Source organism: Acinetobacter sp. WCHAc060006, from assembly GCF_004209135.1.
Classification (GTDB): Bacteria; Pseudomonadota; Gammaproteobacteria; order Pseudomonadales; family Moraxellaceae; genus Acinetobacter; species Acinetobacter cumulans.
On sequence record NZ_SGSS01000026.1, the window covers coordinates 1 to 18,447 of the forward strand.

Consider the following 18,447-nt stretch of genomic DNA (forward strand, 5'->3'; position numbering starts at 1 on the left):
AGAATCATTGCAAGTGCTTTTAATCACTTGTTTTACCGTGTGTTTCTTTTTTACACACTGTTTTGTTTTATATTTATACATAATAAAGCCCAAACACATGATTTTAATCATTTAATATTAATTTTTTATGAATGGGCTTTTTTTTAGTTACTTGCTCTCTTTTGGTGCTTTTATCTTCACACTTTGAATAACAATCGATTGTGTTGGTACATTTTGGTACATGCCACGATTGCCAGTTGCTGTTTTTTCAATTTTTTCGACGATATCCATACCTTTTGTCACTTGACCAAACACGGCATATCCAGCATTCATAGCACTTTTGTTTAAAAAGTCGTTATCCACGGTATTAATAAAGAATTGGCTACGTGCGGAGTTAGGATCGTTTGTACGAGCCATCGCTAATGTGCCACGTTTATTTTTCAAACCATTTGAAGATTCATTTTTAATAGGGGCTTTTTCTATCGTCTTTTCGACCAAATTACTTTCTAAGCCACCACCTTGGATCATGAAGCCTGGAATGACACGATGAAACACTGTGCCATTATAAAAACCGGATTTTGCATAGTCTTCAAAGTTTTTTACTGAAATTGGTGCTTGGTCATTAAACAATTCAATCTCAATATTCCCCACGTTGGTATTCATTTCCACCAATGTATTTTGTGCGAATACACCAAAGCTACTTAACGTTGCCGTCAATACAAAAAAAGTATGTTTTAACATTTGCTCACTCATCTATATGAAGTTGTGCTTGTCACTGTATGTATTTTAGTCTTTCATGAGAAATAAAGCATTAATCAAAATGAGAAAAAAATGCAGATACCAGCAATGACTACAGAAGTGATTCAATCCCCGCCTCCTTGGAAACTACAAGGCACTGGTTTTATTTTAAATTACTGGGTAACACCTCGTTTTATTCAACAATCACCTATCCTCCATCATTCCCCTTCCCCAATTGGGAGAATGATTCAAATAATGTTGGTTCGTTATGAAAGCTCACCTGTTGGTGCTTATGATGAATTGTTGATTTTGGATCACCCACTGATTAGTAAGAGAGTGTTAAGTTCTATTCCTAAAATCTATGTTTCTACACTTGCTTCAGTCACTCACGGACAGACGCTTTGGGGAATTCCAAAAGAACTGGCACAATTTGAATGGCGAGATACAAAACTTGGCCTCACGTGTACAGTTCGTGTTGCAGGCCAACACTTCACCTTAACCCTATATAAAGCAAAAAAACCTAAGCTGTTTTATATTAATAGTCATCACATTCCATCTTCAATTTTGCAAATCCGACAAACTTGGCAAAATAAACGCTACAGCTTTGCCCCCCAGTTTAGAGGGCATATTGCAAAATTAGCTGGCGTAGAATGGTCAGATAGCCAAGGGCTATTTCCAGACTTTTCTCAAGCACGCTTATTACAGAGCTTTTTTGTGCCGAAATTTAGCCTGCTATTTCCTGAAGCTAAAATAAAAGACAGATAAGATGGTTTCACGTGAAACCATGTCTTTAGCTATTTTTCTTATCCCAAAATTTACGGAAATTCTTACTCAGCTCGATGTGATATTTTTTCGCACGTGTAGAGACAGTCGTTAAGTTAATAAAACCATGCGTTTGGTCTAAGTATTCTTGATAATGTAAAGCGACACCCTGTTGGCGTAATTTGTGTGAATAAATCTCGCCTTCATCATGCAATAAATCATGCCCTGCTGTAACAATAAAAGCTGGCGCAAGCCCTTTTAATTTGCCATAAGTCGGTGAAATGAGTGGATCATCAAGTTCAACTTGATGTTGCTCTGCATAAAAAGCAGTGACGTGATCAACATCGCCACCCGTCAACACTAAACCATCTTTATAAGCAAAAAATGAAGGATGACGGCTTTTAAAATCAACAACAGGATAAATCAACAATTGCGCATGAGGTGCATAAGCTTTTTGTGCTGTACGCTGTGCAACAACTGTTGCAATATTGGCGCCTGCGCTATCTCCCGCAACAGCAATACGCCCTTTTAAAACTTTTAATTGTTTGCTGTTTTGAAATACCCAAGCCAATGCATCTTCACAACATTGTATTAATTGCTTTGGACTCACTTCTGGCGCCAACGGATAATCAATACTTAACACTTGTGCTTTCGCATGGACAGCCAATAAACGGCATGCTTCATCATGTGTATCCAAACTTCCAACAACAAAACCACCGCCATGGTAAAACACGATTAAAGGCAGTTTTTTGCCTGGCGCAGGATGATAATGGCGCGCAAAAACAGTGCCGCTCTGTAATGGTAATCGTAAGTCCTCTACATGTTTCACCGCAGTAACTTTATTGCGTAACGACTGCATTTGTAAATCAAATTGCTTACGCGATTTTTCATAATCTGCGCCAATAAAACCCTGACGACCCTGCTTCAGCTGAGCTGCCATCATGCATTTAATGAAAGGATCAAGATCTGGAAATATATAAGGATAACCCAATGCTTTGGCTAAACTATCTTGTACGAAACTCGGAAGTTTATCGAGTGCGCGTGCAGCCGTGCCTTGGCCTTTTTCTAATAGTTGTTGCAAGTTTTGATTAAAAGCGGTCATTGCTATTTTTTTCCTTGGCTTTCTTCATACTTTCTACATGATCAATGCTTATGTGACCATACTTGTATACAAGTCACAACATCTGCATACACAGATATCATTTCATTAAGCTAAGCTTATTTAAATCACTTGTCATTGACAATTATTTCTTAATTTGTGGAGTTATTTTGCTGCTCCCATTTATAGAGGACATCACTATGACGACTAAAATTATTGCAGTTTCATTGGCCACTGCGTTTATGGCTGTAGGATGTGTGGCATTTCCAGAAGATGGTTATTACGATGGTCGTTACGATCAACGCCAATCCGATCGCGGTTATGATGCACGATACGATCGTGAAAGAGACCGCCAGCGCTGGGAATATCAACAGCAACGTAACCGTCTAGAACAAGAACGACGTAAACAGCTCTATGAACGTCAGCAATGGGAACAAAAGCGTCAGCAACAACAAATTCAGGAGCGCAGACAAAATGAGCTTGAGCGCCAACGAAATGAACAACAACGCCAACAAGCCCAAAAAGAACGTGAAAAGCGTGCCGAATGGGAGCGTAAAAAACGTGAACAAGACCGTAACTATGAGCAACGCAAACAAACCGCTGATCAACGCCGTCAACGTCTAGATCAGCAACGTGATGAACAACGTAAACGTTGGGAAGATCGTCGACAAGATAATCGAGATTAAATCGCGTTATTACTTCAAAAAAAGCCTATAGCATTGCTATAGGCTTTTTTATGGCAACCTTGCCTCATTCTCATACACCACCATTAGGCCATAATTGGTCTATCACTTTTATAATGGCCACTACAATCGTATAAAAGTGCCGAGTATTTTTATCCTATGTGACAGCGTAGTGTTTAGGTTCGTATGAATTGCATAATAATAATACAGAGCGAAATAGACAGAAGAGGCATCTTTTCTTCTGTCTATTTTGAATGGACCATCAACCTAATAAATTAAAGTTGATGCGGAGATAAATGCGGTTTATTGCGCAGTCGCTTGTGGTGCTTGCCCCTCTAAAGCAGGTGCAGATTGAATACCATCTGAACTTTGCACACTCGGATCGGCTTGTACGGTTGCTGTTGATTGTGCTTGCGGAGCAGGTGCACTATTTAATTGTGAAGTTTCAGGTGCTGACACCGTATCTTGAGATGAACATCCCACAGCAAATAAAGTAAAGCCTGTGAGTAATGACAGCATAAACATTGTTTTCTTCATCGTTATTTAATTCCTTTCATATTCAAATAAAGCGCAAAGTTGTTTCTTTGCGATGCTGATTATGAAAAAAATATTGCCCTACTACCCACCTGCTGAGTAGTAGTTTGAAGGTAGACCAGTACACCTTCTGCAACGTTATATTAATTCTATAGTTCATCTGTATTCGCATGATTTTGTTAAAGCTCTACCAAACCTAGCCTGCACCGCCTGCAATACCAATGACATTTACATGAAGCAAAAAAAAAGCTTATCCAGAGGTTGGATAAGCATTGAAAAACACATTCAAAATATACTAAAAGAAGAAACTACAGCGATAGAATCTGAGATCTATAGTAGAGATGTATAACAATTTTGAGAAATACTTTATAAAATAGTTTTAATCGTTTTTATGTATAAATATTAACCAGAGCAAAATTTATACGGCATATATAAGGAAACAGAAGTCATATCTCGCTCTCTTCAAAATATGACGACTGTTGATTCGATTATATTGCCTTGTATGACAGTAAAATGAAAACTGATAAAAATTATGATATTAATCGTTTTATTAGATCCTTTTATGCTTTTTAATCTAAATTGTAATTTTTAAGATCGCGTTGTTATCAATAAATCGCTCGTTTCTGTATAAATTCTCACAAGATGCGTAAAAATTATCATGCCTCTGCTTGAATTTTTAACAGCAGCCCCGATTTCTTCTTTAATCATGACATTTAGTAAATCATGGCAGTTCAGAATTAACGAGGTTAGACCTGACGCCTAAGGACTGTACATGTTTAAGAACCCTTTTAAACGGAGTAAATCAATGACAACTGAGCAAAACCCAAACGCTCAAGAATTAGAGCAAGAGCAAGCAGAAGCGCAAACTCAAGCTGAAAACGAGCAAGCAGAAGTTTCAGTTGAGGATTTACAAGCGCAAATCACCAATTTAGAAGAAAACTTAAAGCTTGAAAAAGCACGTACAGCAAATGCCGTATATGAAGCACAAAAAAGTGTTGAGCGTATTCAGCGTGAATCTGAAAAGCACAAAGATACTGTGCTTGAAAAATTTGCTAAACAACTTCTTGATTCAGTTGACAATCTTGAACGTGCAATTGCAGCAGCAGGCGATGAGAAAAACTCACTGTCTGAAGGTGTTGAACTAACACTTAAATCTCTACTCACTACTTTAGAGAAATTTGGTGTGGTGGCGGTAGATACTGTGAATGGCTTCAATGCAGATCTTCATCAAGCTGTAGGTATTGATCCAACTGCAAAAGCTAATGAAATTGGTACTGTTTTGCAAAAAGGCTACAGCCTAAATGGTCGTTTATTACGTCCAGCTATGGTTATGGTTGGCGCATAAGCCCAAGAAATTCGAGAGTTTTTAAAAATATTTCTGAATTTAAACTTGAAAATTTTTGATTGGCTCTCATATCGGATAACAAGTAAATCCCTTTTAATTTCCCTTTGAGAAAGGGAAAAGTTTGGGAATAAAAGAATTTTAGAGGAAACATCCAAATGGCGAAAATCATTGGTATTGACTTAGGTACAACTAACTCTTGCGTAGCAGTACTTGAAGGCGACAAAGTTAAAGTAATCGACAACGCTGAAGGCGCTCGTACAACTCCATCTATTATTGCGTATAAAGATGGCGAGATCCTTGTTGGTCAATCTGCAAAACGTCAAGCAGTAACAAACCCTAAAAACACATTATTCGCGATCAAACGTTTGATCGGTCGTAAGTATCAAGACCAAGCGGTTCAAAAAGACATCGGTCTTGTACCTTACAAAATCATCAAAGCTGACAATGGCGATGCTTGGGTTGACGTAAACGACAAGAAACTTGCACCACAACAAATCTCTGCTGAAATCTTGAAAAAGATGAAAAAAACAGCTGAAGACTACCTTGGTGAAACAGTAACTGAAGCGGTAATTACCGTTCCTGCTTACTTCAATGATGCTCAGCGTCAAGCGACTAAAGATGCTGGTAAAATTGCTGGTTTAGAAGTTAAACGTATCATCAACGAACCAACTGCTGCGGCTCTTGCGTTCGGTATGGACAAAAAAGAAGGCGACCGTAAAGTTGCGGTTTACGACTTGGGTGGTGGTACTTTCGACGTATCAATCATTGAAATCGCTGACCTTGATGGCGACCAACAAATCGAAGTGTTGTCTACAAACGGTGATACTTTCCTTGGTGGTGAAGACTTCGATAACGCGTTAATTGAATTCCTTGTAGAAGAATTCAAAAAAGAGCAAAGCGTAAACTTGAAACAAGATCCTCTTGCGCTTCAACGTTTAAAAGAAGCTGCTGAAAAAGCAAAAATCGAGCTTTCTTCTTCAAATGCAACTGAAATCAACCTTCCATACATCACTGCAGATGCGACTGGTCCTAAACACTTAGTGATCAACGTAACACGTGCAAAACTTGAAGGTTTAGTTGCTGACTTAGTTGAACGTACTATTGAGCCTTGCCGTATTGCGCTTAAAGATGCAGGTCTTTCGACTTCTGACATCTCTGACGTAATCTTGGTGGGCGGTCAATCACGTATGCCAATGGTTCAACAGAAAGTTCAAGAGTTCTTCGGCCGTGAACCACGTAAAGATGTGAACCCTGACGAAGCTGTAGCGATGGGTGCTGCGATTCAAGGTGCGGTACTTTCAGGTGACAAAACTGACGTACTTCTTCTTGACGTAACTCCATTGACTCTTGGTATTGAAACAATGGGTGGTGTGTTAACTGCAATCATCGAGAAAAACACAACGATTCCTGCGAAGAAATCTCAAGTGTTCTCAACTGCTGCTGACAACCAACCAGCTGTAGACATTTCTGTGTTCCAAGGTGAACGTAAAATGGCGCAGCAAAACAAATTGTTGGGTAACTTCCAATTAGGTGATATCCCACCTGCTCCACGTGGTGTGCCACAAATTGAAGTATCTTTCGACATCAACGCTGATGGTATCTTGAAAGTATCTGCGAAAGACAAGAGCACTGGCAAAGAACAATCAATTCAAATTAAAGCAAACTCAGGTTTGAGCGATGCTGAAATTGAAGCGATGATTAAAGATGCTGAAGCGAATGCTGAAGAAGACCGCAAATTTGAAGAATTAGCGAAAGCACGTAACGAAGCTGATGCACTGGTATCTTCTGCTCAAAAAGCAGTGAAAGATCTTGGCGAGCAAGTAACTGCTGACGAAAAAACTGCAATTGAAACTGCATCAGCTGAGCTTGAAGCGGCTACGAAAGAAAATGACGTAGAAGAAATCAAAGCGAAAACTGAAGCACTTCAAAACATCATCATGCCGATTACGCAACGTGCGTATGAAGCTGCTCAAGGCCAAGGTGGCGCTCAAGGTTTCGACCCGAACGCTTTCCAAGGTGATGCTGCTGGCCAACAACAGCAAAAAGCAGACGACGGCGTTGTAGATGCTGAGTTCACTGAAGTTAAAGATGACAAAAAATAATTTGTCGCTTTAAATAAAAGACCGCGCGAAAGCGCGGTTTTTTTATATCTAATACATCGGTACTGAATGATCGTAAGGCCGATTAAAAAGCGATGCTTTAAGCGAGGTATCACTACTTATTTTTGTTTAAATATTATACATTAAGCTTATATTGTTCATGTGCTTGCATTATGCGCTTCTTCATTCTTACTATTGTGCTGTTATTTGTTGGACTGTTGAGTTATCAACTCAAAACACATGATCAATTGCGCTATAACTCGCTGTCCGATCGTATACTCCACCCTTTTGACACGCGCTTACGCTATCAAATTGCCGAAGTCGATCCACGCTTTGGTATTAGCCAGCAAGAACTGATTGAACTGACTCAACAAGCCGCCGATCTTTGGCAAAATGCCTCTGGGCAAAAGCTCTTTGTCTATGACCCAGATGCGCAACTCAAAATTCATCTTGTATATGATGAACGACAAGACAACTTTAATGCATTTAAAAAAATGGAGACAACGCTCAACACTGAGCAAAATAAAAACCAACGCGTCTCTGAAAACTTAAACACGTCACAAGCCTATTTAGAGCAACTTCACACAAGCATTCAACAGCGCCGTGTGCTGATCGATGCTGAATATCAAAGCCTGAATCAGCAACGGCTGAGCTGGAGTCGACTCGAAGACAGCCAGGGGGAAAATCGCAGACGCATTGACCTGCAATATCAGCAACTCAAAGAGAAAAGTCAGCAACTCAAAAATGATATTGATTACTTCAATCAATTGAATGCGCAATATAATCAGCAAGTCGACCAATATAACCACAATATTCATCGCTTTAACCAAAATGTGACACATGCCAAACAGCAATTCCCTGCCCGCGAATTTCACAAAGGTGTATTTATGGGGCAAGAAATTCAAATTTATCAATTTGAGAATCAAGATGATTTACGTTTAACGCTAGCACATGAATTAGGGCATGCACTTGGACTTGGGCATAACTCAGATCCTAAAGCTTTAATGTATCCGATGCTTGGGGCACAAGATCTGGCGCATTTTCAATTACAGCCTTCAGATTTAGCACTCTTAACGGCGCGTTAGCAGTTATAAATTCCTTATTTTTTATAAGGTTTTCTATAAGCTTTCACAACAAAGCCTATATTTCATGTTAATCTAAAATCATACACACCGCCTGAATATATAACTGGAGAGCAATGTGAGTTACTACCATATTCTTATTGAAGTGAATGACCACATCAGCACAATTGAACAGACGCGTGATATCGAAATTTTTAATATCACAGAAATTCAACCATATCTCCACTCAATCTTATTGCCATTTTTTAATGAGCAGATGATTGAACTCGAAGATGAAAATATTGAATTTAAGGATATTTTGCATTTAGAAATCAAACAAACCTTATTGCCAATTCAAGATTTGATTGAAGAAGAACAAAAGCTGTTACCAAGTGATACCGATGTTTCAATTACAGCCTATGAAATTTTTAACAATCGTGACCTTAGTCAAGATGTCACTACCATTGTGCTGGATCTTTTAGAAGCCATCAAATTTGATGCCAAAGATTAAAAAGTAAAAAGCCCTCATGAAGAGGGCTTTTTTATGCGAATCTTAATGCCAAAAGGCTTAGATAGAGAATGAAGAACCACAACCACAAGTTGTCGTCGCATTTGGGTTTTGCACCACAAAACGCGAACCTTCTAAACCTTCTAAATAATCAACCACTGAGCCAACTAAATATTGATAGCTGAGTGAGTCCACCAACATTTTTACGTCGCCATTTAAAAATTCTGCATCATCTTCATTTTGGCTTTCTGCAAAATTAAAGCCATAAGAGAAACCTGAACAACCGCCACCAGTAACATATACACGGAGCATTAAGTCTTGGTTTCCTTCACTGTCACGCAATTGGCGCACTTTATTTGCGGCATTGTCAGTCAACACAAGTGCAGGTGCATTCATGGTGGATTCCTCTAATTGAATGGGATGTCTTAAATCAAAAAAGACCATAATTCAAGTATAGCATACTCGAACTATGGTCATACTTTGCAAAACAAAGTTAAATCAGAGTAAATTTATCAGGTTTATTTGTAGTTTTCATCCTGCAATGCACATTCAAAGTTTTTCGCATCTTCTTTACAGCGGAATTGCCATAATAGCTTCATCATGCGCTTGTCATATACACCACGTTTGGTTAAATCAATACGCGCTTCACGCATCATTTTTTGATAACCAGGACGATCTGCTGCAGGTACATCCATCCAATATTTACTTGGAATATCCGACTTCATTTTACCCAAAATACCAAATGCACGTGGTAATTGTGTTTTCACCCATTCACGTGACTTTTGCCCATAACCTTCTGGGAATTTATCTGGGCGAATAATAATATTCCCCGTAACCTGCAAGATTGGATAATTGACAATCGCGCCTTTAGTTCCTAAACCTTTATATAATTCTAAAGGTTTAAACACCGCTGCAGGTGCACCAATAATATCAACCTGACCATTATTAAACTTAGCACCAAAGTTTGTTACATCAGCACTTACGGCTTGCGCACCAACTTGCTGTACCATAATTTTTTGTGCTTCATCATAGTCTAAAACCGCAATTTTTTTACCTGCTGCTTTAGCAACGGTATTAATGCTACGGTCATTTACCAATAAATATGCATCACCAACAGGAATAACCCCAGCGACCTCATAACGGCCATTCACCATGCTTTTGGCAAATGTCGGGCTCGCCAAACCTTGCATGATTTTTACCGCTAATTTTAAGTCTGGAATTGCACCAATCGCATCTAATGAACCTGTAAATCCATTGAATTGACGGCCACGCATACCTGTCACACTAATCGCATCACATTTTCCAGCTTTAAAATCTTCTGCGATTACCGCTTCATTTTGGCCGACACGTAGCTCAATATCAGCACCCCAATTTTTGGCTGCCAATTGATAGTCTTTCATGAGTGTAAATACATCGCCGTTTTTACCAACCAAATCAAATACACACATGACTTGTTTAGCTTGAGCTGCATTCATGGCAAACATTAAACCTGCACCGAGGCCTAACACTTTTAATGCTTTTACTTTATGCATTTTTTTCATCCTTGTTACATTGTTTTTATCAGTTCATTATTGTGTTTATATGCATGGCTTAAAACAACCAAACCATGCCAGACAAGTTCGCCAATTTATCTACATCATTGACGCTGTTTAACTGCATCATCTAAGAATTTTGGGCCAGATACAATTGCAAAACTGCCTTTAAATATGCATAAAAAAAAGCCTAGAACAACTAGGCTTTTTTCTTAAAAATCAAATTATTCACCACCAAGTGAACATTCAAAATTCGCCTTATCGACAGAGCAACGTGCTTTTTTCAATACACTCATCATCGCAGGATCATAAATGCCACGTTTAGTCATATCCATACGACCATCACGTAAAAGTTTTTGATATTTGGTTTTGTCTTCTGCAGTCAAATTCATTTTGTATTTTGCTGGAATTCCCGCCTCTAAACGGTTAATCATTGCAAAACCTTTTGGTAAGTTTTGAATGAACCAATCACGAGATTTTTGACCAAAACCTGCTGGGAATTGATCAGGACGAATAATAAAGTCAGCGGTTACTTGAAGTACTGGGAAGTTAAACATCGCACCATTCGTACCTAAGCCTTTGTAAATTTCCAAAGGTTTATACGCATAAGCAGGTGCACCCACCATATCAACCTGACCATTATTGAACTTCGCTACGAAGTTAGATACATCAGAAATTACCGCTTGAGCGCCTACACGTTGCACCATAATTTTTTGTGCATCGTCATAACCTAACACTGCGAATTTTTTACCCGCAGCTTTTTCAATGGAGTTAATGCTCTTATCACGTACGAAAATAAATGCTGAGCCTAAAGGTGCAATCCCTGCAACTTCATACTTCTTACCACCTAAGTTACTAATCATTTTGCTTTCATTACGCTTATCTAAAGCAAAAGTAATGGCACGTTTTGCAATTTCATTGCTTGGTGCACCACCGAGTGCATCAATTGAGCCTGCAAATTTATTGTATTGACGCGCACGCATTGCGGTCATAAATACGCCATCACATTTTCCAGCTTTAAAGTCGTTATCTGCAACTGCTTCATCTTGACGTGCAATCAGATTAATATCTGCGCCCCAGCCTTTCGCCGCCAGCGCCCATTCTTGCGCCATTTGGAAAGACTCACCCGACTTACCTAGCAAGTCGAATACGCAAATATCTACTTTTTCAGCTTGTGCTGTGCTAGCGAAACCAATCACAGAGAAAGTTGCCAAAGACAGGAGGGCTTTTTTCATTGTATTTATCCTTTTGAGATTTTTTTGTTCATGGGTATCCATTCATGACAAAGTTTAAGCAAGTTATTTTTAAAAAAATAGAGCATTTACTCAATTAATTCATGTCATTTTGGTCTCTTTTGCCAATTTTAATGATCTTCATCACAGCAAAAAAATAAAATATATTTTAAATCAATATACTTAGCACTTTTATCGAAAAGCAAAATTTATAAGATGCTCATGAATCTTTACAAAGAAAATACATGATGACTACTCACCACCGAGTGAACACTCAAAGTTAGTCCGCTCAACTGTACACCGCGCTTTTTTTTTAGCACCGTCATCATAGTGGCATCATAAATTCCCATTTGAGTTAACTGAATACGTTCATCTCGTAAAAGTTTTTGATATTCATCTCGTGATTCTTTGCTCAGCGCAACTTTATATTTGGCAGGAATTTCAGCTTCCATACGTTTGACCATCGCAAAGCTTTTCGGGAGTTGCTTCACAAACCATGCTCTAGAGTTTTGCCCATAACCTTCTGGAAAAGCTTCAGGACGAATAATCAAATCTGCAGTCACATTGACTACTGGAAAATCAATCATTGCACCTTGTGCCCCTAAGCCTTTCGCAATTTCTAAAGGTTTAAAGGCATAGGCAGGTGCTGCCACAATATCCACTTCGTTTTGATTAAATTTACGAATAAAATTAGAAATATCAGACAGAACAGGCACAGCACCAATACGTTCAACCATGCGTTTTTGTGCGCGATCATAATGTAAAATGGCGAATTTTTTACCCTTGGCTTGCTCAACCCGATTCATATTGCGATCTTTCACAAAAATATAAGCTGAGCCGATCTGACCAATGCCTGCAACTTCGTAGCTCTCTTTACCCACTTTACTAATTAATCGACGGTTATTACGTTTATCAAGTACATAACTAATGGCTTTTTGAGCAATTTCATTGTTTGGCACTCCCCCCAAAGCATCAATAGAACCTGCAAATTTATTATAGGCCCGTGCACGCATGGAGGTCATATAAAAACCATCGCATTTACCGTCTTTAAAGTCACTATCTACTTTCGCTTCATCTTGATAAGACACCAATTGAATATCTGTACCCCAAGTTTTACTGGCAAGCGACCACTCCTCCAACAATTTATAAGACTCTCCAGATTTACCTAATAAATCGAAGACACAAACCGTGGGTTTCGCCTGCACAGCCATTGAACACATGAATATTGTGGTTACAGACAATGCCAAAAATCCTTTTTGCATACGCTTTATCCTATTTTCTGATGTGTGTTGTTTATTTTTTAAACTTATTTTTCACAATATAAGCATCTTCTTGTAATAAACCTAGAGGATTTCACATATTTTATTAAAATCTGTTGAATCACCCCACTTTTACATTCACTTGCAACTTTCGCTACAAAGCCTTGCGGTTTTTTTGTTTTTTGGAAGGCTTCCTTTAGAATAGCGCCATCTTTTTGCTGTGTTTTTAATTTCATGATTCAGTTAGACCAACTTTCTATACGTCGCGGTGGCCGTGTTTTATTTCAAAAAGCATCCATGCAACTTCACCCAGGTTGGAAAATTGGCCTAACAGGTGTCAATGGTGCAGGTAAATCCACTTTATTTTCAGCCTTATTGGGTGGAATTGAATCTGATAATGGTTCTTTAACCCGTCCAGCAATCTGGACCGTGGCACACATGGCTCAAGAAATTAAAGCGTTAGATATGAAAGCCATCGACTTTGTATTGTCTGGCGACGAAGAGTATTGGGATATTCAGCATAAACTCGAACATCCAGAACAATTGGGCAATGACGAACTTGCGCACCTCTATGGTCGTTTTGATGAAATCAGTGGCTATTCTGCACCGTCTAAAGCATCGCAACTTATGGCTGGTTTAGGCTTTTTTGAGCATCAATCACAATTGAATGTTTCAAGCTTTTCTGGTGGTTGGCGTATGCGTTTGAACTTGGCACGTACGTTAATGAGCCGTTCAGACCTATTATTACTTGATGAACCAACCAACCACTTAGACTTAGATGCGATTTTATGGCTAGAAGATTGGTTAAAAGCCTATGAAGGCACCTTGGTGCTTATCTCACATGACCGTGATTTTCTAGATGCGATCACCGATCATATTTTACATATCGAAAATCAGGAATTAACGCTCTATACAGGCAACTACTCAACTTTTGAAACTACACGTAGTGAACGCCTAGCTCAACAACAACAAGCTTTTGAAAAACAACAAGAAGCTCGTGCACATTTACAAAAGTTTATTGACCGTTTTAAAGCCAAAGCCACCAAAGCAAAACAAGCACAAAGCCGTATTAAACAATTAGAACGCATGCAGGAACTATCTGCGGCACATGTGGACACTCCATTTACCTTCAGCTTCCGTGAACCCACTAAAATGAGTTCACCACTATTGCAACTAGAACATGCAGATATTGGCTATGGAGATAAACTCATTGTGACCAATGTTGGCTTACAAATTACGCCAAATAGTCGCATTGGTTTACTGGGTATGAATGGTGCAGGTAAATCAACGCTCATTAAATCTTTGGTGGGCGATCTAAACTTACTCAAAGGTCAACGCAAAGCCTCTGAACTTTTAAATATTGGTTATTTTGCCCAACATCAAATGGATGCCTTAGATGGCAATGCTAGCCCAATGTTACAACTGGGACGTATTGCAGGAAAAACCATTAGTGAAGCAACACTCCGCTCCTTCTTGGGCAGTTTTGGCTTTAGTGGTGAACGGATGGACACGCCAAGTGAAAGCTTTTCAGGCGGTGAGCGTGCACGCTTAGCCTTAGCACTGATTGTCTGGCAACGTCCAAATGTCCTGATTCTCGATGAACCGACTAACCATTTAGATTTAGATATGCGTCATGCCCTCACGATGGCATTGACTGATTTTGAAGGCGCTGTGGTCTTGGTATCGCATGAACGTCAATTGATTGCCAGTGTCTGTGATGAGCTATTACTTGTGCATCAAGGCAAATGCCGTGAATTTGATGGCGACTTAAGTGCTTATGCAGATTGGTTACGTCAAGCCCGAGCTGAAATGCTTAAAACCGCGAATGTACCTGCTGCACCAATCAAATCGGAAGTACAAAACAAAGTCATTAGCTCTAAAGGTGATAAAGAAGCTCAACGTAAAGAAGCTGCACAACGACGTGAGCAAACTCGCCCGATTCGTAAAAATATTGAAAAATGTGAAAGCCAAATTTCGAAACTACAACCACGCTTAACAGAAATTGAAAATTTACTGGGTGATGCCGGCTTATATGATGCTAGCCGTAAGGACGATTTACTGAAGCTAATGAATGAACAAACTGAACTCAAAGCCAAATTAGAACAAGCAGAAGAGCAAATGCTTGAATTAATGATGGAATTAGAGGAATTGGAAAGTAGTTTTGACAATTAAAATCTATTGTTTAGTCTAACTTAAACAAACCAACCGTCGTGAAATTAATGTTCCACGGCGGTTTTTTAATTCAACTAAACAATAAAATTCACCTAAAATAAAGACTCAATACAGACATGAGATCTAACTATTTTTTGCTACCTCACCTTTCGCCCAGTACACCCAAATAAATATCCACAAGCTCTTTCATTCTTAAAGAATCTTTTGAATTTAAAAAGTACCAAGCTAAAATTTTAAATTCAAAAATAAATCACAACAAAGAATACTCACTCAGCCCACCATATTGTGGATATTTTTTTATTTTTCACATAATAATTCTATGGATAACTATTATATATATCCACAATTTTTACACATATTACTTTTAATAAAATGATCTAAACATAGATTTTAAGGCTTTATTTTGCTCTTTTCTGTTTTAAAAATCGCAATTCTTTTATTTTCCATGTCTCTTCAAATTGCCATAATTCTTGTATTTGTTGCTGGTTTTCGGCAAGCCCAATCAAAATTTTACATGAGGTTTGGTCACGATCAAACTCATAAGCTTCAAATTCGACATCGGGTTTTTTAGGTTTCCACACACCATTTTTAACAGCATGTGCAATGCGATCGTAGCGTGTGAAGTTGCTTTCAGTACGTCCGTCTTGCTCATAAACAACTTTAAAATGCTCATCTTCATACTGCAAAAGCACCTCATAATTGCCTATAAAAAAAGCATTTACCCAAATATCACGTATGTGTTCTAACTGATTATCCATCATATCAACCTCTCATTTTTACAGCATTGCGTTCATTTTAAGAACATCATGACATAGCAATGCGTCAGTTTGATAAAATCAAGATGATTATATTTTATACAAATTTAGATTAATTTAGCATAAAAAAAGCACCCATATTAGGTGCTTTTTTTAACTTCATTACTTGAATATTAAGCGTCAATATCTGCGTTTAAAGCATTTTCTTCAATAAAGGCACGACGAGGCTCTACATCATCACCCATTAAGCAAGAGAACATACGGTCTGCTTCAATTGCATCTTGCACAGTCACTTGTAGCATGTTGCGGTTTTCTGGGTCCATCGTAGTTTCCCAGAGTTGCTCCGCATTCATCTCACCCAAACCTTTATAGCGTTGGATCATCATACCACGACGCGAGTCTTGCAAAATGTGTTGCCATACTTGATGGAAAGTACTTACCGTAATTTTACGATCGCCTTTTTGCAAGTATGCACCTTCTTCCAACAGCGTGAACCAACTACGAGAGTTCTTCAATAATCGAGCGTATTCACCAGAACCCAACAGACCTGCATCTAATAAATAAGGGTGCGGTAAGTTATGAATATAAATCGTGATACGAGGCAAATAGGTTTCAACTTTTTGACCATCAGCCAGTTCTTTTTCAAACACTTCAAGCGTTAACTCTGGACGCAAGCTTGGCTGTTTCTGTGCAACTGCAGCACAAATTTTCTCGCCCCATTGCTCCACATAAGCACGATCAATAGTTTGATCTAGCTTAAAGCCTTCCACAGCAATCAAAGCATCTAATAAGCTTGCTGGATAACGCACAGTTAAACGGTGCAAGCTTTTTTGTGAGGTTTGATAATCCGCAATCACACCAGCTAAAGCTTCACCACGAATGGCTGGCGCTTCTGCACTCACGTGAAGTTCGAGCTCATCAATCGCATTTGAAATTAAATAAGTTTCAAGCGCATCATTATCTTTGATGTACTGTTCTTGCTTACCTTTTTTCAACTTATACAGCGGTGGCTGCGCAATATAGATATGACCACGTTCCACAAGCTCAGGCATTTGACGGAAGAAGAAGGTCAGCAACAAAGTACGAATATGCGAACCATCGACATCAGCATCGGTCATGATGATGATTTTGTGATAACGCAATTTATCAGGATTGTATTCTTCACGGCCAATACCACAGCCCAACGCTGTGATTAACGTACCCACTTCAGCCGATGAAATCATCTTGTCAAAGCGTGCACGTTCCACGTTAAGGATTTTACCTTTCAATGGCAAAATTGCTTGCATCTTACGGTTACGGCCTTGCTTTGCAGAACCGCCTGCAGAGTCACCTTCGACCAAGTACAATTCTGAAAGTGCAGGATCTTTCTCTTGGCAATCTGCCAATTTACCAGGAAGGCCTGCAATATCAAGCGCACTCTTACGACGTGTCATTTCACGTGCTTTACGCGCAGCATCACGTGCACGGGCAGCATCAATGATTTTGCCTGCAATGGCTTTTGCTGCTTGAGGATTCTCTAAAAGATATTCAGAGAACGATTTATTCATGGCCTGCTCAACCGCAGTTTTCACTTCACTCGACACCAATTTTTCTTTGGTTTGTGAAGAGAATTTTGGATCTGGAACTTTAACCGAAACAATCGCCGTCAAGCCTTCACGTGCATCATCACCAGAAACTGCAACTTTCTCTTTTTTGAGTAAGCTTTCGCTTTCCATGTAGCTATTTAAGCCACGCGTTAATGCCGCACGGAAACCTGCTAAATGTGTACCACCATCTTTTTGTGGAATATTATTAGTAAAACAACGTACATTTTCTTGGTAGGTATCATTCCATTGCAATGCAACCTCAACACCAATGCCATTTTCTGCTTGGGTGGTGAAATGGAAGATTTCATTTAAATGCGTTTTGCCTTGGTTAATATATTTAACAAACTCAGACAAGCCACCTTCGTAGTCATACACATGTTCTAAGTTAATACGCTCATCACGTAAAACAATGCGCACACCTGCATTCAAGAAAGACAATTCACGTAAACGACGAGCCAAAATATCGACATTAAAAATCGTTTGGCTAAACGTTTCTGCACTCGGATAAAAACGTACAGTTGTGCCTGAAGCATCTGTTACGCCTGTTTCACGTAGCTTATAAACAGGATCACCATGGTGATATTCTTGTTCGTAGGTTTTACCCGCACGGCTAATATTAAGTAGCAGTTTTTCAGATAAAGCGTTTACAACCGAAACACCAACACCGTGCAAACCACCAGAAACTTTATAGCTATTATCGTCAAACTTACCGCCCGCATGCAGAATGGTTAAAATAACTTCTGCAGCTGAAACACCTTCTTCAGGGTGAATATCGGTTGGAATACCACGGCCGTTATCCGATACACTAACCGATTCATCTTCATGAATAGTCACTTGAATTTCATCACAATGGCCCGCTAAAGCTTCATCGATAGAGTTATCGACGACCTCAAACACCATGTGATGCAAGCCTGTGCCATCATCAGTATCACCAATATACATGCCTGGACGTTTACGAACAGCATCTAGGCCACGCAATACTTTGATACTAGAGGAATCATAAGCTTTTTCATTGGTTTGTTCTGTATTAGAGACAGATTGCTCTTCTGAACTCATGGTTTCTCCCTAGTGAAAAATAGGTCTATCCAAAAAATGGGTAAATC

16 protein-coding genes and 1 pseudogene are annotated in these 18,447 nt (G+C 39.1%); 7 read left to right on the forward strand and 10 right to left on the reverse strand.

All coding sequences use genetic code 11. From position 1 onward, the window contains the following. Window positions 1-147 precede the first annotated feature (147 nt). Complete coding sequence (locus EXE29_RS13615; RefSeq protein ID WP_120364854.1) at window positions 148-720, reverse strand: peptidylprolyl isomerase; 573 nt, start codon at window positions 718-720, stop codon at window positions 148-150. A gap of 90 nt (window positions 721-810) precedes the next feature. Here EXE29_RS13615 and EXE29_RS13620 point away from each other — a divergent pair, with 90 nt between their 5' ends. Then, the gene (locus EXE29_RS13620; protein WP_120364839.1) at window positions 811-1,482 is read left to right on the forward strand and encodes an acetoacetate decarboxylase family protein; all 672 of its coding nucleotides are present in this window, start codon (window positions 811-813) and stop codon (window positions 1,480-1,482) included. 25 nt (window positions 1,483-1,507) lie between these two features. Here the strand turns inward: EXE29_RS13620 and EXE29_RS13625 are convergent, their stop codons facing one another. Continuing rightward, window positions 1,508-2,581, reverse strand: a complete 1,074-nt coding sequence (locus EXE29_RS13625; RefSeq protein ID WP_120364840.1) for an alpha/beta hydrolase — start codon at window positions 2,579-2,581, stop codon at window positions 1,508-1,510. Between the two features lie 197 nt (window positions 2,582-2,778). Between EXE29_RS13625 and EXE29_RS13630 the strand changes: the two genes are divergently transcribed. After that, window positions 2,779-3,264: a hypothetical protein gene (locus EXE29_RS13630; RefSeq protein ID WP_106986199.1), complete on the forward strand. Its 486-nt coding sequence runs from the start codon at window positions 2,779-2,781 to the stop codon at window positions 3,262-3,264. A 300-nt stretch (window positions 3,265-3,564) separates the two neighbouring features. Here EXE29_RS13630 and EXE29_RS13635 read toward each other — a convergent pair whose 3' ends face one another. Then, complete coding sequence (locus tag EXE29_RS13635; RefSeq protein ID WP_106986198.1) at window positions 3,565-3,798, reverse strand: hypothetical protein; 234 nt, start codon at window positions 3,796-3,798, stop codon at window positions 3,565-3,567. An 802-nt stretch (window positions 3,799-4,600) separates the two neighbouring features. Here EXE29_RS13635 and grpE point away from each other — a divergent pair. The 4 genes from grpE (at window position 4,601) to EXE29_RS13655 (ending at window position 8,811) form a co-directional block, all read left to right on the forward strand. Further along, window positions 4,601-5,140, forward strand: a complete 540-nt coding sequence (gene grpE / locus EXE29_RS13640) for a nucleotide exchange factor GrpE (protein WP_120364855.1) — start codon at window positions 4,601-4,603, stop codon at window positions 5,138-5,140. Window positions 5,141-5,295: 155 nt separating this feature from the next. Next, window positions 5,296-7,242, forward strand: coding sequence for a molecular chaperone DnaK (dnaK, locus tag EXE29_RS13645; protein ID WP_120364841.1), 1,947 nt, complete (start codon window positions 5,296-5,298; stop codon window positions 7,240-7,242). A 170-nt stretch (window positions 7,243-7,412) separates the two neighbouring features. Further along, complete coding sequence (locus EXE29_RS13650) at window positions 7,413-8,324, forward strand: matrixin family metalloprotease (protein WP_120364842.1); 912 nt, start codon at window positions 7,413-7,415, stop codon at window positions 8,322-8,324. A 103-nt stretch (window positions 8,325-8,427) separates the two neighbouring features. Next, window positions 8,428-8,811, forward strand: coding sequence for a hypothetical protein (locus EXE29_RS13655; protein ID WP_162368850.1), 384 nt, complete (start codon window positions 8,428-8,430; stop codon window positions 8,809-8,811). 57 nt (window positions 8,812-8,868) lie between these two features. On the opposite strand, the gene erpA is transcribed toward EXE29_RS13655, so the two are convergent. From erpA to EXE29_RS13680, 5 genes and pseudogenes are all read right to left on the reverse strand, one after another. Beyond that, window positions 8,869-9,204 (reverse strand): iron-sulfur cluster insertion protein ErpA, encoded by a 336-nt coding sequence (erpA, locus tag EXE29_RS13660; RefSeq protein ID WP_106986194.1) that lies wholly within the window; start codon window positions 9,202-9,204, stop codon window positions 8,869-8,871. A 122-nt stretch (window positions 9,205-9,326) separates the two neighbouring features. Further along, a complete protein-coding gene (locus EXE29_RS13665) occupies window positions 9,327-10,340 on the reverse strand; it encodes a putative solute-binding protein (protein ID WP_106986193.1) in 1,014 nt (337 codons plus the stop codon). Window positions 10,341-10,564: 224 nt separating this feature from the next. Continuing rightward, complete coding sequence (locus tag EXE29_RS13670; protein WP_117007988.1) at window positions 10,565-11,575, reverse strand: putative solute-binding protein; 1,011 nt, start codon at window positions 11,573-11,575, stop codon at window positions 10,565-10,567. Between the two features lie 249 nt (window positions 11,576-11,824). Beyond that, window positions 11,825-12,834: pseudogene (locus EXE29_RS13675) on the reverse strand (putative solute-binding protein). 44 nt (window positions 12,835-12,878) lie between these two features. After that, window positions 12,879-13,067 carry a hypothetical protein gene (locus tag EXE29_RS13680; RefSeq protein WP_117007989.1) on the reverse strand — a complete coding sequence of 63 codons (189 nt, stop codon included), beginning with the start codon at window positions 13,065-13,067 and terminating at the stop codon, window positions 12,879-12,881. On the opposite strand from EXE29_RS13680, the gene EXE29_RS13685 reads away from it, so the two are divergent. After that, the gene (locus tag EXE29_RS13685; protein ID WP_120364843.1) at window positions 13,066-15,003 is read left to right on the forward strand and encodes an ATP-binding cassette domain-containing protein; all 1,938 of its coding nucleotides are present in this window, start codon (window positions 13,066-13,068) and stop codon (window positions 15,001-15,003) included. The genes EXE29_RS13680 and EXE29_RS13685 overlap by 2 nt on opposite strands. Before the next feature lie 398 nt (window positions 15,004-15,401). On the opposite strand, the gene EXE29_RS13690 is transcribed toward EXE29_RS13685, so the two are convergent. Together EXE29_RS13690 and gyrB are read right to left on the reverse strand one after the other, a co-directional pair. Then, complete coding sequence (locus EXE29_RS13690; RefSeq protein ID WP_106986190.1) at window positions 15,402-15,764, reverse strand: hypothetical protein; 363 nt, start codon at window positions 15,762-15,764, stop codon at window positions 15,402-15,404. Between the two features lie 167 nt (window positions 15,765-15,931). Further along, window positions 15,932-18,400, reverse strand: a complete 2,469-nt coding sequence (gyrB, locus tag EXE29_RS13695; protein ID WP_120364844.1) for a DNA topoisomerase (ATP-hydrolyzing) subunit B — start codon at window positions 18,398-18,400, stop codon at window positions 15,932-15,934. Window positions 18,401-18,447 lie beyond the last annotated feature (47 nt).